The sequence below is a fragment of the Streptomyces sp. NBC_00659 genome (assembly GCF_036226925.1).
Lineage (GTDB): Bacteria > Actinomycetota > Actinomycetes > Streptomycetales > Streptomycetaceae > Streptomyces.
In genome coordinates, this window is record NZ_CP109031.1 from 3,051,836 (window position 1) to 3,064,587 (window position 12,752).

A 12,752-nucleotide genomic window follows, 5' to 3' on the forward strand; every position below is an offset into this window, starting at 1 on the left:
AGGCGGAGGGGAAGACGGAGGGGCGGGGTGGAGCGTGGCGTGAACGACATCGGGCCGGGCGGGCCCGGTCTAGCCTCGCGTAGCACGAAGTGTCACCATGGGGGGTGATCCGGGGACGCCGTCAGGGTGCCTCGAGATGACATAAGGAGCCGTTGCGATGACGCAGGTTTCGGCTGCCCAGAAGCAGCCTGCGGAGGGTGTCCTCAAGGCCGCCGGCAGCAGCAAGGCGCTGTACGGGGGCAAGAGCACCCGCCGTATCACGGTGCGCGACATCACCGCCGCCAAGGAGCGCGGCGAGAAGTGGCCCATGCTCACCGCCTACGACGCGATGACCGCGTCCGTCTTCGACGAGGCCGGCATCCCGGTCATGCTCGTCGGCGACTCGGCCGGCAACTGCCACCTGGGGTACGAGACGACCGTCCCCGTCACCATGGACGAGATGACCATGCTGTCCGCCGCGGTCGTCCGGGGCACCAGCCGCGCTCTGATCGTGGGCGACCTGCCCTTCGGGTCCTACCAGGAGGGTCCGGTGCAGGCGCTGCGCTCGGCGACCCGCCTGGTCAAGGAGGCCGGGGTGGGCGCGGTGAAGCTGGAGGGCGGCGAGCGCTCGCACCGCCAGATCGAGCTGCTGGTGGAGTCCGGCATCCCGGTGATGGCGCACATCGGCCTGACCCCGCAGTCCGTGAACTCCATGGGTTACCGCGTCCAGGGCCGGGGCGAGGAGGCCGCGCAGCAGCTGCTGCGGGACGCCAAGGCGGTCCAGGACGCGGGCGCCTTCGCCGTCGTCCTCGAACTGGTCCCGGCGGAGCTCGCCGCCGAGGTCACGCGCACCCTGCACATCCCGACCGTCGGCATCGGCGCCGGCGCCGAGACCGACGCGCAGGTCCTGGTGTGGACCGACATGCTCGGCCTGACCGGCGGCAAGATGCCCAAGTTCGTCAAGCAGTACGCCGACCTACGCGGCATCATGGGCGACGCGGCGAAGGCGTTCGCCGAGGACGTCGTCGGCGGGACGTTCCCACTGGAGGAGCACTCCGTCCACTGAGGCACCTCGGCCGCCGGGACCCGGGCCCTCTCGGCCGATGGACGCCGGGACCCTGGCCCTCGCGGCCGATGGGACGCCGAGTCCCTTGTACCTCCAAGACCTCCAAGACACCCGGGGGTCCCGAGACACCGAGCCACTGCGGCACCAGAGACAACCCGCCGATCTTCCCCCGTCGGCGGGTTGTCGCCGTTTTCGCATCCTGTCGGCGGGTTGTCGCCGTTTTCGCGTCCTGTCGGCGGGTTGTCGCCGCGTATGCGCGTTCTGTCGGCGGGTTGTCGCCGCATATCTGCGTCCTGTCGGCCGACTGTCGGCGACCTATCGGTAACGGTCGGATTCTGTAGGCGGCCTGTCGGTCGTTTGTCGGTGGCGCCTGGCACCTTGATGGACATGACGCGAATCGACAACACGCCCCGGCAAGCTGCGACCGGCCGCAGCGCCGTCACCGTACGGGGGCTGGTCAAGCACTACGGCGAGACCAAGGCGCTGGACGGGGTCGACCTGGATGTGCGCGAGGGCACCGTCCTCGGAGTCCTGGGACCCAACGGCGCCGGCAAGACCACCCTCGTCCGCTGCCTGTCCACCCTCATCACCCCCGACGCCGGAACGGCCACGGTCGCCGGCTTCGACGTGCTGAAGCAGCCCCGGCAGCTTCGCCGGGTGATAGGCCTCACCGGCCAGTACGCCTCGGTCGACGAGAAGCTCCCCGGCTGGGAGAACCTCTACATGATCGGGCGGCTGCTCGACCTGCCCCGCAAGGAGGCCCGCCGCCGCGCCGACGAGCTCCTGGAGCGCTTCTCCCTCACCGAGGCCGCCAAGCGCCCGGCGTCGACGTACTCCGGCGGTATGCGCCGCCGGCTCGACCTCGCCGCCTCGATGATCGGCAGCCCGGCCGTGCTGTACCTGGACGAGCCGACGACCGGCCTCGACCCGCGCACCCGCAACGAGGTGTGGCAGGAGGTCAAGCGCATGGTCGCCGACGGCGTCACCGTGCTGCTCACCACCCAGTACATGGAGGAGGCCGAGCAGCTCGCCTCCGAGCTGACGGTCATCGACCGCGGCAAGGTCATCGCCAACGGCCGGATCGACGAGCTGAAGGCCCGCGTCGGCGGCCGGACGCTGCGCATCCGCCCGGTGGACCCGCTGCAACTGCGCCCGCTGGCCGCCATGTTCGACGAGATGGGGCTCACCGGCCTCGCCACGACGATCGTGGACAGCGAGACCGGCAGCGTGCTGGTCCCGATCCTCAGCGACGAGCAGCTCACCGCCGTCGTCGGCGCGGTCACCGCCCGCGGCATCACGATCGCCTCCATCTCCACCGAACTGCCCAGTCTGGACGAGGTGTTCCTCTCCCTCACCGGCCACAAGGCCAGTGCCCCGCAGGACGAGACCCCCGCCCGCGCCTACGAGGAGGTCTCCGCATGAGCACCACCGTTGTCGAAGCCCCCCTCACCATCGAGGGCGACCCCCGCATCTCGCTCCGCGCGCACGCCCGCCACACCGGCGCGCTGATCCGCCGCAACCTGCTGTGGATCCGCCAGGACCCGGAGTCGATGTTCGACGCGATCCTGTTCCCGGTCATCTTCACGCTGCTGTTCGTCTACGTCTTCGGCGGCTCCATCGGGCAGTCGCTCGGCGGCGGACAGGAGGCGTACGTCCAGTACGTCGTGCCCGGCCTGATGGCCATGATGGGCATGAACATGGCCCAGGGAGTGGGCACCGGCTTCAACACCGACTTCAACTCCGGTGTCATGGACCGGTTCCGGTCCCTGCCGATCGGGCGCGGCTCGGTGCTGTTCGCCAAGATCGCGGTGGAAGTGATGCGGATGCTCATCGCGACCGCGGTCCTCATGGTCGTCGGCGTCCTGGTCGGCTTCCACATCACCAACTGGCCCGGCCTGTTCGCCTCCGTCGGCCTGTCGGCGCTCTTCGGCTCGGCCCTGATGTGGGTGTTCCTCACCCTCGGCGTGGTCATGAAGAGCGCGCAGTCCGTGCAGGCGATGGGCTTCCTGGTGCTGATGCCGCTCCAGTTCGGCTCGTCGATCTTCGCTCCGACCAAGTCGATGCCGGGCTGGCTGCAGAACTTCACCGAGTACAACCCGCTGTCCTCCCTCGCGGACGCGGCACGCGGGCTGATGGTGGGCGGTCCGGTCGCGCACGGCCTGTGGGTGACGCTCGCCTGGTCGGCGGCCCTCACGCTGGTGATGGCGCCCATCGCCATCCACAAGTTCCGCACCAAGAGCTGACGTCCGACGCACGGACCCGGCTCCGTCACCGGGGCCGGGGCGCGCCGGTTCGCGTCCGCGCCTCAGATGAGGGCGGTGGCCTCCTCCAGGGAGAGGCCACCGCCCTCCGCGTATGCCGCCTCGTACGCCGCGTCGCCGAGTACGGCCCGCGCGCCCGCCTCGGCCCGCTCGCGCACCTCGACCTCCATGGGACCGGCGAAGTGGCCCGGCGGCAGCAGGGCGTCCGCGGCGCCCAGCAGCCGGGCCGCGTCCGGGGCGCGACGGCCGCCGTCCAGTTCGCCGAGGGCGATGGCGGCCGTCGTCAGATGGGCGGAGGGCATGTGCGGCGCGATCATCCGCGACAGCCGGTCGGCGGACCGTTCCAGAGCCACGCGCACCTTGTCCAGGGCGCTCTCGCTCTGCCCCTCGATCGCGTCCAGCCAGGCTTCGATGCCGAGCATGAACCCGTCGAACAGGACGAAGGAGCCGGCCCCGAAGTCCTGTCGGAGCAGCCGTATCTGCTCACGCGCCTCATCGATCCGGCCACTGCGGCCGAGCCAGGTCGCGAGGAGGAGGTGGGCCGCCGGCATGGCCTCGTTGTGGGCGCCGTGTCCGTTCGCGAGGACGTCGCGGATCATCCGCTCGCCGCGCTCGGCCTCCCCCAGCTCCATGTACATGCAGCCGAGCCGGACGTCGAGCACGGCCGTCTGGGCGCGCGCGCCCAGACGCTCGGCGTACTTCCCCGCCTCCGCGTAGTCCGCGGCGGCGGCCCGGAAGTCGCCCTTGCGTTCATGGGCCTCCCCGCGCGCGGAGAGGGATTCGGCGGCGCCCCAGGCGTCACCGATGCGCCTGAAGAGCTCCAGCGCCTCGTCGGCGTCCACGGTGGCGTCGCCCGCCATGTCGGTGCGGTTGGCGAGGATGTTGGCGCGCATCTGGAGGGCGGTGGCCAGTTCCCAGTCGTAGCCGAGTTCGCGGCAGGTGTCGACCGTCTTGTTGATCACCTCGGTGAACCGCTCCATCGTGCCGGTGAGCAGCACGGCGTAGAACCAGAGGTAGCCGGGGGTGCGGCAGGTCTGCGGCATCCCGGGCTCGTAGGTCACGCTGATGGTACGGAGCTTCTCCTGGGCCTCCGGGGTCTGCCAGGCCCCCATGTCCATGTCCATATAGGCGAGATGGACGAGGTGGACGCCGCGCCGGGCCTCTCCGAGGACCTCCTCGCGCATCGGCGGCGGCGCGTCCGTGCAGCGCTCGTACAGCGGGACGGCCGGGCGCACGGGCGGCGCGAAGGGGTCGGGGCCGAGGCCCATCACCTCCATGGACCAGGCACGGGCGTCGACGCGCTGGTCGCGGATCTGCCAGTACCAGGCCAGCGAGAGGACCATGCACAGCGCCTCCTGCTCGTCGCGTTCGGCGACGGCGTGCCGCAGGGCGGTGCGCAGGTTCTCGTACTCGCGCTCGATGACGTCGATCGCGGCACGCTGTCCGGGGCCGCGCAGCAACGGGTCGGTGGTGCGGGCGAGTTCGCGGTAGTACGTGAGGTGGGCACGCTCGGTGGCCTCGCGGGCGCCGGACCCGTCGAGGCGTTCGCGCGCGTACTCGGCGACGGTCTCCAGCAGCCGGTAGCGCATCTCCAGGTCCGCTTCGCCCGAAGGGGCGGCGACGACGAGGGACTTGTCGACGAGCGAGCCGAGGACGTCCAGCGCGGCGGGACCGCAGACGGCCTCGGCGGCGGCGAGGTCGCAGCCGCCCGCGAACACCGACAGCCGCCCGAGGGTGTCCCGTTCGGTCTCGTCGAGCAGGTCCCAGGACCAGTCGACGACGGCGCGCAGGGTCTGCTGCCGGGGCAGCACGGTACGGCTGCCCGAGGTCAGCAGCCGGAACCGGTCGTCGAGCCGGTCGGCGATCTGGCGCGGGGTGAGCATCCGCAGCCGGGCGGCGGCGAGTTCGATGGCGAGCGGGAGGCCGTCGAGGCGCCGGCAGATCTCGGCGGCCGCCCCGGGGTCGTCCTCGACACGGAAGCCGGGCCGGGCCGCGGCACCCCGGTCGGCGAGCAGCCGCAGTGCGACGGGCTCCGGCAGCGGGTCCACCGGGCGCAGCAACTCCCCCGGCACACCGAGGGGTTCACGGCTGGTGGCGAGCACGGTCACACCGGGACAGCGTTCCAGCAGGGCCTCGGCGAGGTGCGCGGCGGCGTCGACGACATGTTCGCAGTTGTCGAGGACGATCAGCATCCGGCGCTTGGCGCAGTGTTCGGTGAGCCGGGTGAGCGGGTCGTCGTGCCGGTCGGCCACGGCGCGCATCTCCTCGGCACCGGCTCCGCGCAGGACGGTCTCGCGGGCGCCGACGGCGGTCAGTACGGCCTCGGGCACGGCCTTCGGGTCGTCCACCGGGGCCAGTTCGGCCAGCCACACCCCGTCCCGCAGGGTGGGGGCCAGGGCCTCGGCCGTCTCCTGCGACAGCCGTGTCTTGCCCGCGCCGCCGGGCCCGAGCAGGGTCACGAGCCGGGCGGTCGCGAGATCGCCCTGGATGGCATCGATGTCTTTCTCACGTCCCACGAAGGAGGTGAGCCGGGCACGGAGGTTGCCGGGGGGTGGTGACACGGGGCGGGCACGCCGCTCGACGAGGTCGTGGTCGACCCCCGTGGAGCGAGCCTCCGCGCCTTGCGTGTGCGCCCCGTCGCCGACCCCGGCCGGGCGGAGCAACTCCCCGTACAGGGACTGCAGCTCCGAGCCGGGGTCGGATCCCAGGCGATCGGCCAGCACTTGTCGTACGTCCTCGTACGCGGCCAGGGCCTCCGCCGTGCGGCCCGCTTCGCGCAGAGCGCGGAGACGCAGGACCTGGAGGGGCTCGTCCAGGGGGTGGGCGTCGCACAGGGCGGTCAGTTCGGGAAGGGCGGATTCGGCGTGTCCAAGGGCCAGCGCCGCGGTGAGGCGAGCGTGCCGGGCGTGCAGGTGCCGGGTTTCCCAGTGGGCTGCTTCAGCTGTGCGGTCGGGCAGGTCCGCGAGGGCGGGGCCGCGCCACAGAGCCAGGGCGTCGTCGAGGATGACGGCGGCCTTGGCCGGGTCCCCGTCGGCGGCGGCCCGGCTGCCTTCACCGGCGAGTCGCTCGAAGCGGTGCAGGTCGACGTCGTCGGGCGCGGCTTCGAGCCGGTAGCCGCCGTCGGCCGAGGCGACGGAGTCCGCGCCGATGGCCCGACGCAACCGCCCGACCAATGCCTGCAGCGCTCCCGTCGCGTCGGTGGGCGGGTCGCCGTCCCACACCTCGTCGACCAGGACGGCTGCGGAAACCGTCCGTCCGGGCCGCAGCGCGAGAACGGTCAGCAGGGCACGCAGCCGCGCCCCGCCGACCGGGACGGGCGTGCCGTCGGGGCGGAGTGCCTGGGTGGTGCCGAGAATGCGGTAGCGCACGGGGTCCATTGTCTCCGGTGGCGTCAGGTGCGGGAGCCGGGTACGTACAGTTCGGCCAGGACTCCGGCCCGGCCCTCGCCGAACCACCTGGGGCTGCGGTCCACGGCCTCCGACGAGCGCGACGCGGGCACCGGCTCCCGGGTGCGCGAGCCGGGCGCGGTCTCCGCGAAGTCCTGGTGCACCAGGTGGATCGTACGGACCGTGCCGGTCGTCCCGGGCCACCGGGCACCGTGCCGCTCGACGGTGAGCAGACCGCTCCTCGCGACCCGTCGGCCGGGACCCGGCCCCGACCCGTCACGGCCCGAGCCGGTACCAGTACCGGTACCAGTACGAGTGCCGGCGCTCCTGCCCCTGCTCCTGCTGCCACCGTCCGTGTCCGCGGCGTCGTCGTCGGGATCACTGCGCAGGGCGACGACCAGGCCGTCGTCCGCGCGCAGCACCCGGATCTCGGCTCCGTCGTCGCGCACGTACTCCGGCGTCGCCGTGATCGCGCTGAGTGCCCCGGACCAGCCGCCGCCGAGCGTCGCGCCCCCTTCGTCCAGCAGGAGCGGCCAGGTCACCTCGTCCCCGACCGAGAAGGGGGTGCCGCAGCACTCCATCTGCCAGTCCGCGTAGAACACCCGCCACAGCCCCATTCCCCCAGCCTCTCCGGAACCGATGCCCCATGGCGAGACGTTTTCCGCATGAGCCCGGTACGGTCGGGCAGTCTCCAGCACACGATCGTCGGCCGAGCCAGTCCAGGGAGCCCCATGACCACCGTCGCGACCCGCCGCAGTGACCGGAGGATCAGCCCCGTCTTCGTCGGCATCGTGGCCGTCATGGGGGTGACCGGCTGGGCGGCGTGGACGGGCTTCGCCGAGCAGCCCGGCGTGGCCGTGTTCCTCTTCGTGACAGCGGCCTGGGTCGTCTCCCTCTGCCTGCACGAGTACGCGCACGCCCGCACCGCGCTGCACAGCGGCGACATCTCGATCGGCGCCAAGGGCTATCTGACCCTGAACCCTCTGAAGTACACGCACGCGCTGCTGAGCATCGTGCTGCCGCTGCTCTTCGTGATCATGGGTGGCATCGGTCTGCCGGGCGGCGCGGTCTTCATCGAGCGGGGCCGTATCCAGGGCCGCTGGAAGCACAGCCTGATCTCGGCGGCGGGCCCGCTGACGAACGTGCTGTTCGCCGTCGTGTGCACGGCCCCGTTCTGGCTGCACGCCCTGGACGGCGTCCCCCCTGCCTTCCGCTACGCGCTGGCGTTCCTCGCGCTGCTCCAGGTCACGGCCGCGATCCTGAACTCCCTGCCGGTCCCCGGCCTGGACGGCTACGGCGTGATCGAGCCCTGGCTGTCGTACGGCGTCCGCCGTCAGGTCGAGCCCTTCGCGCCGTTCGGGCTGCTCGCGGTGTTCGGGCTGCTGTGGATCCCGGAGGTGAACCAGGAGTTCTTCCGCCTGATCGACGCCGTCCTGGGCGGCCTGGGCATCGACGGCCGGGACACCGACTGCGGACAGTGGCTCTACCGCTTCTGGGAGTCGAACAGCGACGTCTGCCTGCGGTCCTCCTGACAGGGCGGGGGGCGGGGGGCGGGAACCCACGTCCCCGGCATGTCCCCGGCCGCCGGGCCCTGCCCAGCGGCTATGCCCTGTCCGGAAGCTACGCCCTGCCCCGCCGTGCGTAGTACCAGGTCATGTTCGACGACAGGCCCGCCAGCAGCACCCACACGATGCCCAGCCAGCTGCCCTGGACGAACGAGACGACGGCCGCGGCCACGGACAGCACACAGACGGCGAGGGCGTAGAGAGCGAGGCGGGGCATGGGGTCGGCTCCTGTCGGGGGGACACTGCTTCGGCACCAGTGTCCCCCACGGGAGCCGGAGCGTGGCGCACCCCCCGGGCCCCGCCGTCGACCGGGACGGCGACTCTAGACGTCCGTCACCCGCAGGCCCGCGTGTGCCTTGTAGCGCCGGTTCACCGAGATCAGGTTGGCGACCAGGGCCTCGACCTGATGGGCGTTGCGCAGCCGGCCGGAGAAGACGCCCCGCATCCCGGGGATGCGGCCGGCGAGGGCCTGGACGATCTCGACATCGGCGCGCACCTCGCCGAGGACCATCACATCGGTGTCGATCTCCTCGATCTCCGGGTCCGCGAGCAGCACGGCGGAGAGGTGGTGGAAGGCCGCGGTGACCCGGGAGCCGGGCAGCAGGGCGGCGGCCTGTTCGGCGGCGCTGCCCTCCTCCGGCTTCAGCGCGTACGCGCCCTGCTTGTCGAAGCCGAGCGGGTTGACGCAGTCGACGACGAGCTTTCCGGCCAGTTCCTCGCGCAGCGATTCGAGGGTCTTGCCGTGGCCCTCCCACGGCACGGCGACGATCACGATGTCGCTGCGCCGCGCGGTCTCCGCGTTGTCGGCGCCCTCCACACCGTTGCCGAGCTCCTCGGCCGCGGCCCGCGCGCGGTCGGCGGCGCGCGAGCCGATGATCACCTTCTGCCCCGCCTTGGCGAGACGGTAGGCGAGGCCCTTGCCCTGCGGACCGGTGCCGCCGAGCACGCCGACAACGAGCCCGGACACGTCGGGCAGGTCCCAGGGGTCCTTGGCGGGGGCCTTCTGTGCACTGTCAGTAGAGGTCATGGGCCGACTTTACGTGCGCGGGCCGCGCCAGGACGTCCGGGTCGGCCGAGCGCCCGGGGTGAGGACGGTCACCCGAGCGCGGTCACCGGGAGGCGCCGGAAGGTGATCGTCTCGTACGCGCCGAAGTCGCCCGTCTCGTAGAGGAGTCCGACCGTCGTGGTGTCGACGCGGACCAGATCGGAGTACGCGGCGGGCAGCCCGTCCACCGTGAGCGCGGACCGCCAGGTGGTGCCGCCGTCGGCCGAGGCGCGGACCGTCATCAGGGCGCGCAGATCCGGGTCCGCGGGACCGGAGTACAGGAGCAGGTCCGGGTCGCGGAGCTGGAGCAGGCTGCCCTGGACGACCGGGGTGACCAGGCCGGCCTGCGGGCGGAAGGGCTTGACCAGGGTTCTGCCGCCGTCGAGGGAGTGGGCGTCGGCGCGGTTGCCGGGGGACGGGGAGTCGTTGCGGGTGTTGAAGTAGACGCGGCCGTCCGGGAGTTCGGCGGCGGTGGTCTCGTTGACGTTGACGTATCCGTTGGTGTTCTCGTCGAGGTAGCCGAGGTACCAGGTCGCCCCGCGGTCGTCGCTGAGCAGACAGTGCCCGCTGTTGTACTTCGCCTCGGTGCCGTTGTCCGTGCCGGTGGGCGGCAGGGTGTGGTTGCCGGGGACCACCACCCGGCCGGAGCCGAGCTGGAGCGCGTGCCCCGGTGTCGTGGCGTACCAGCGCCAGCCCGCCTTCTTCACCTGTGCGGTGATCTCCTTGGGAGCGGACCAGGTGCGTCCGTCGTCGTCGCTGTGCTGCACCCATACGCGCCGCCCGTCGGCCGCCTTCACCTTGCCGCGCAGCAGGGCGTCCTCGGTGGCGGCGGCGGCGCTGCGCACGTGGACGAGCAGGACGCGGCCGGTGTCGAGGGTGACGGGCGCCGGGTTGCCCGCGAGGTTGGTCCCGTTGTTCGCGACGACCTGGAGCGGGCCCCAGGTCCGGCCGCCGTCCGCGGACCGCTTGAGCACGATGTCGATGTGCCCGTGGTCCCTCGCGGAGCCGACCCGGCCCTCGCAGAAGGCCAGCAGTGTGCCGGTCCGGGTGGCGACGACGGCGGGGATCCGGAAGCTGGCGTAGCCCTCGCGCCCGGCACGGAAGGGGACGCTCACCGCGGTATCGGTGCCGGTCGCCGTGCCCGTACCGGGGCCGGTCGTGCCGTCCGTACCGGGGCCGGTCTCTGCGCTCGACTGTGTCATGGCCGGGCTCCCTGCTGCGGTCGCTCATGGGGTCGGTGGTGTGGACTTCTGCCCAACTTGGGCGAATTCGTGGTGAACTCCGGGTCACGAGTGGCCCGTTGCGGCAGGATGCGGCCATGGATGCCGTACGGGTCGCGTTGCTGCGCGAAGTGCTTGCCGGGACCGAATGGCTGGGTGCGACAAGGCGGTTCGGGGGAACGCTGCGGGGGTCCGTGGTGTCGCACGGCGGCGGTCTGCTGCTGGTGGGTTCCGAGGCGTACGAGCCCTGGCACCTCGCGGCACACCTCGTGGACGAGGCGGCCTGGTCGGGGACGCCGGAGCTGTCGCCGACGCTGGTGCGGCACGGGGCGCGGCAGTCGGATCCGGCCCACCTCGCGGTGGGCCTCGGACGGATCGAGGCGGCCCGGCGCGGCGAGACGCTGCTCGTGGTGGCGCCGGACGTTCCCGGGGACGCGCTGCTGGAGCGGGTGCACGGCGCCCGGCGGGCCGGGGCGACGGTACTGGCCCTGTCCCACGGGGAGGGCGAGTTGCCGGCGCTGGCCCACGAGTCGCTCGCGGTGCCGCCGGACCCCGAGCTCGACCTCGACACCGTGCAGCATCTGGTCAGCGCGGCTGCCGGGGAGAACGCGCTGCCCTCGCCCCGGGGCCGCCACCGCTTCCGCGACCGCCTGTCCCGACTCGCGGACCAGTTGACGGCCCCACCGTCGCACCGGTGGTAGCGGGCCCTCCCCCGCCCTCTGCCCCTTCCCGGCGAGGCTGACGGGTCGGCCGGGGCCGACAGGGCGGGCGCCCGGCGCCGCTGGAAGCACCGTGGCCGACGCGGGGTCGTCGGCCCCGTCGGCCAGTCCTCGCACGCGGCGGCGAACCCGTCCCTGCGGTCCATCGTCGAGGTCGGGCGCTACGGGTGGAGCCGCAAGGAGCTCCTGGGCGTTCCGCGCGGACGGAGGGGATCCCGCGCCCGCACCTCCGGTGACCGCGTCCCGACGAGCGCGTACGAGGGTCCGCCCAGGCGCACCCCTGGCCCCGCCTCGGCGGTCAGCCGTCGGCCGTCCCGGAACCCGGTGCCGCGGCCGGCCGGGGCGCCCGCCTCAGTCGTCCTCGGCGTCCGGCGCCTTGCCCGACGCGTCGTGCCACTTCGGGTCGGTCTCCCATTCGAGGTTCCGCTCCCGCGCGAGGTCCATCGCGTGTTCGGCCTCCCCGCGGGTGGCGTACGGGCCGAAGCGGTCCTTGGCGGGGCACTCGGGCCCCTCCTCGACCTTCTTGTGCTCCAGGCAGTAGTACCACTCGCCGGGCTTGCCGACCGTCCGCTTCTTGAACAGGGCCATCACCAGCTCCTTTCGCCAGGGACATGTTCCCCCATGCCCGCTGGTTAGACTCGCTGTCATGTCTGGCCAGTCGCTGCTCGTACCAGGGGAGCTTTCTCCCACCCGCCCCGTGCCGGGAAACATCAGGCGCCCCGAGTACGTGGGAAAGCCCGCCCCCACGCCGTACACCGGACCGGAGGTGCAGACGCCCGAGACGATCGAGGCGATGCGTGTCGCCGGGCGGATCGCCGCGCGGGCGATGGCCGAGGCCGCCAAGCTCATCGCGCCGGGTGTGACGACGGACGAGCTGGACCGGGTGGCGCACGCGTACATGTGCGACCACGGCGCCTACCCCTCGACCCTCGGCTACCGCGGCTTTCCCAAATCGCTGTGCACCTCGGTCAACGAGGTCATCTGCCACGGCATCCCCGACTCCACGGTGCTGCGCGACGGTGACATCGTGAACCTCGACGTGACGGCGTACATCGGCGGTGTGCACGGCGACAACAACGCGACCTACCTGGTCGGAGACGTCGACGACGAGTCGAGGCTCCTCGTGGAGCGGACCCGGGAGTCGCTCGACCGCGCGATCAAGGCGGTCAGGCCGGGACGGCAGATCAACATCATCGGGCGCGTCATCGAGTCGTACGCGAAGCGCTTCGGGTACGGGGTCGTCCGTGACTTCACCGGGCACGGGATCAACTCCTCGTTCCACTCCGGGCTGATCGTCCCGCACTACGACAACCCGCAGGCGACCACCGTCATGCAGCCCGGGATGACCTTCACCATCGAGCCCATGCTCACGCTCGGCACGCACGACTACGACATGTGGGACGACGGATGGACCGTCGTGACGAAGGACCGCAAGCGCACGGCCCAGTTCGAGCACACCCTCGTCGTCACGGCGAGCGGCGCGGAGATCCTGACCCTGCCGTAGCCGCCCG

Annotated in this window: 12 protein-coding genes; 6 read left to right on the forward strand and 6 right to left on the reverse strand. The window is 72.1% G+C overall.

Translation table 11 applies throughout. The annotated features are described in order from the left end of the window. The first annotated feature begins 157 nt into the window (after window positions 1-157). The 3 genes from panB (at window position 158) to OG410_RS13260 (ending at window position 3,288) form a co-directional block, all read left to right on the forward strand. Entirely contained in the window at window positions 158-1,045 is an 888-nt protein-coding gene (gene panB, locus OG410_RS13250; protein WP_329299320.1) for a 3-methyl-2-oxobutanoate hydroxymethyltransferase, read from the forward strand. A gap of 387 nt (window positions 1,046-1,432) precedes the next feature. Next, window positions 1,433-2,467, forward strand: coding sequence for an ATP-binding cassette domain-containing protein (locus OG410_RS13255; protein WP_329299321.1), 1,035 nt, complete (start codon window positions 1,433-1,435; stop codon window positions 2,465-2,467). Next, window positions 2,464-3,288, forward strand: coding sequence for an ABC transporter permease (locus OG410_RS13260; protein WP_329299322.1), 825 nt, complete (start codon window positions 2,464-2,466; stop codon window positions 3,286-3,288). The genes OG410_RS13255 and OG410_RS13260 overlap by 4 nt, the downstream gene beginning before the upstream one ends. Before the next feature lie 62 nt (window positions 3,289-3,350). Here the strand turns inward: OG410_RS13260 and OG410_RS13265 are convergent, their stop codons facing one another. Together OG410_RS13265 and OG410_RS13270 are read right to left on the reverse strand one after the other, a co-directional pair. Next, a complete protein-coding gene (locus tag OG410_RS13265) occupies window positions 3,351-6,683 on the reverse strand; it encodes an AfsR/SARP family transcriptional regulator (protein WP_329299323.1) in 3,333 nt (1,110 codons plus the stop codon). 14 nt (window positions 6,684-6,697) lie between these two features. Beyond that, on the reverse strand, window positions 6,698-7,309 hold the full coding sequence (locus tag OG410_RS13270) for a DUF6578 domain-containing protein (RefSeq protein WP_329299324.1): 612 nt from the start codon (window positions 7,307-7,309) through the stop codon (window positions 6,698-6,700). Between the two features lie 114 nt (window positions 7,310-7,423). On the opposite strand from OG410_RS13270, the gene OG410_RS13275 reads away from it, so the two are divergent. Then, window positions 7,424-8,224, forward strand: a complete 801-nt coding sequence (locus OG410_RS13275; RefSeq protein ID WP_329299325.1) for a site-2 protease family protein — start codon at window positions 7,424-7,426, stop codon at window positions 8,222-8,224. An 88-nt stretch (window positions 8,225-8,312) separates the two neighbouring features. Here OG410_RS13275 and OG410_RS13280 read toward each other — a convergent pair whose 3' ends face one another. The 3 genes from OG410_RS13280 to OG410_RS13290 all read right to left on the reverse strand — a co-directional run bounded on the left by OG410_RS13280 (window position 8,313) and on the right by OG410_RS13290 (window position 10,504). Next, window positions 8,313-8,474 (reverse strand): hypothetical protein, encoded by a 162-nt coding sequence (locus OG410_RS13280; protein ID WP_167455616.1) that lies wholly within the window; start codon window positions 8,472-8,474, stop codon window positions 8,313-8,315. Between the two features lie 105 nt (window positions 8,475-8,579). Continuing rightward, complete coding sequence (npdG, locus tag OG410_RS13285) at window positions 8,580-9,284, reverse strand: NADPH-dependent F420 reductase (protein WP_328668737.1); 705 nt, start codon at window positions 9,282-9,284, stop codon at window positions 8,580-8,582. A gap of 68 nt (window positions 9,285-9,352) precedes the next feature. Continuing rightward, entirely contained in the window at window positions 9,353-10,504 is a 1,152-nt protein-coding gene (locus tag OG410_RS13290) for a sialidase family protein (protein ID WP_329299326.1), read from the reverse strand. A 116-nt stretch (window positions 10,505-10,620) separates the two neighbouring features. Here OG410_RS13290 and OG410_RS13295 point away from each other — a divergent pair, with 116 nt between their 5' ends. After that, window positions 10,621-11,223, forward strand: a complete 603-nt coding sequence (locus tag OG410_RS13295) for a hypothetical protein (protein ID WP_328453118.1) — start codon at window positions 10,621-10,623, stop codon at window positions 11,221-11,223. A gap of 369 nt (window positions 11,224-11,592) precedes the next feature. On the opposite strand, the gene OG410_RS13300 is transcribed toward OG410_RS13295, so the two are convergent. Continuing rightward, on the reverse strand, window positions 11,593-11,829 hold the full coding sequence (locus OG410_RS13300) for a hypothetical protein (RefSeq protein WP_328453116.1): 237 nt from the start codon (window positions 11,827-11,829) through the stop codon (window positions 11,593-11,595). Window positions 11,830-11,887: 58 nt separating this feature from the next. On the opposite strand from OG410_RS13300, the gene map reads away from it, so the two are divergent. Continuing rightward, window positions 11,888-12,745: a type I methionyl aminopeptidase gene (gene map, locus OG410_RS13305; RefSeq protein WP_328668740.1), complete on the forward strand. Its 858-nt coding sequence runs from the start codon at window positions 11,888-11,890 to the stop codon at window positions 12,743-12,745. Window positions 12,746-12,752: the final 7 nt, after the last annotated feature.

Bases quoted from the DNA above. Each gene is read 5' to 3' on its own strand.
- panB (WP_329299320.1), top strand. From the start codon at position 158: ATGACGCAGGTTTCGGCTGCCCAGAAGCAGCCTGCGGAGGGTGTCCTC.
- OG410_RS13255 (WP_329299321.1), top strand. From the start codon at position 1,433: ATGACGCGAATCGACAACACGCCCCGGCAAGCTGCGACCGGCCGCAGC.
- OG410_RS13260 (WP_329299322.1), top strand. From the start codon at position 2,464: ATGAGCACCACCGTTGTCGAAGCCCCCCTCACCATCGAGGGCGACCCC.
- OG410_RS13265 (WP_329299323.1), bottom strand. From the start codon at position 6,683: ATGGACCCCGTGCGCTACCGCATTCTCGGCACCACCCAGGCACTCCGC.
- OG410_RS13270 (WP_329299324.1), bottom strand. From the start codon at position 7,309: ATGGGGCTGTGGCGGGTGTTCTACGCGGACTGGCAGATGGAGTGCTGC.
- OG410_RS13275 (WP_329299325.1), top strand. From the start codon at position 7,424: ATGACCACCGTCGCGACCCGCCGCAGTGACCGGAGGATCAGCCCCGTC.
- OG410_RS13280 (WP_167455616.1), bottom strand. From the start codon at position 8,474: ATGCCCCGCCTCGCTCTCTACGCCCTCGCCGTCTGTGTGCTGTCCGTG.
- npdG (WP_328668737.1), bottom strand. From the start codon at position 9,284: ATGACCTCTACTGACAGTGCACAGAAGGCCCCCGCCAAGGACCCCTGG.
- OG410_RS13290 (WP_329299326.1), bottom strand. From the start codon at position 10,504: ATGACACAGTCGAGCGCAGAGACCGGCCCCGGTACGGACGGCACGACC.
- OG410_RS13295 (WP_328453118.1), top strand. From the start codon at position 10,621: ATGGATGCCGTACGGGTCGCGTTGCTGCGCGAAGTGCTTGCCGGGACC.
- OG410_RS13300 (WP_328453116.1), bottom strand. From the start codon at position 11,829: ATGGCCCTGTTCAAGAAGCGGACGGTCGGCAAGCCCGGCGAGTGGTAC.
- map (WP_328668740.1), top strand. From the start codon at position 11,888: ATGTCTGGCCAGTCGCTGCTCGTACCAGGGGAGCTTTCTCCCACCCGC.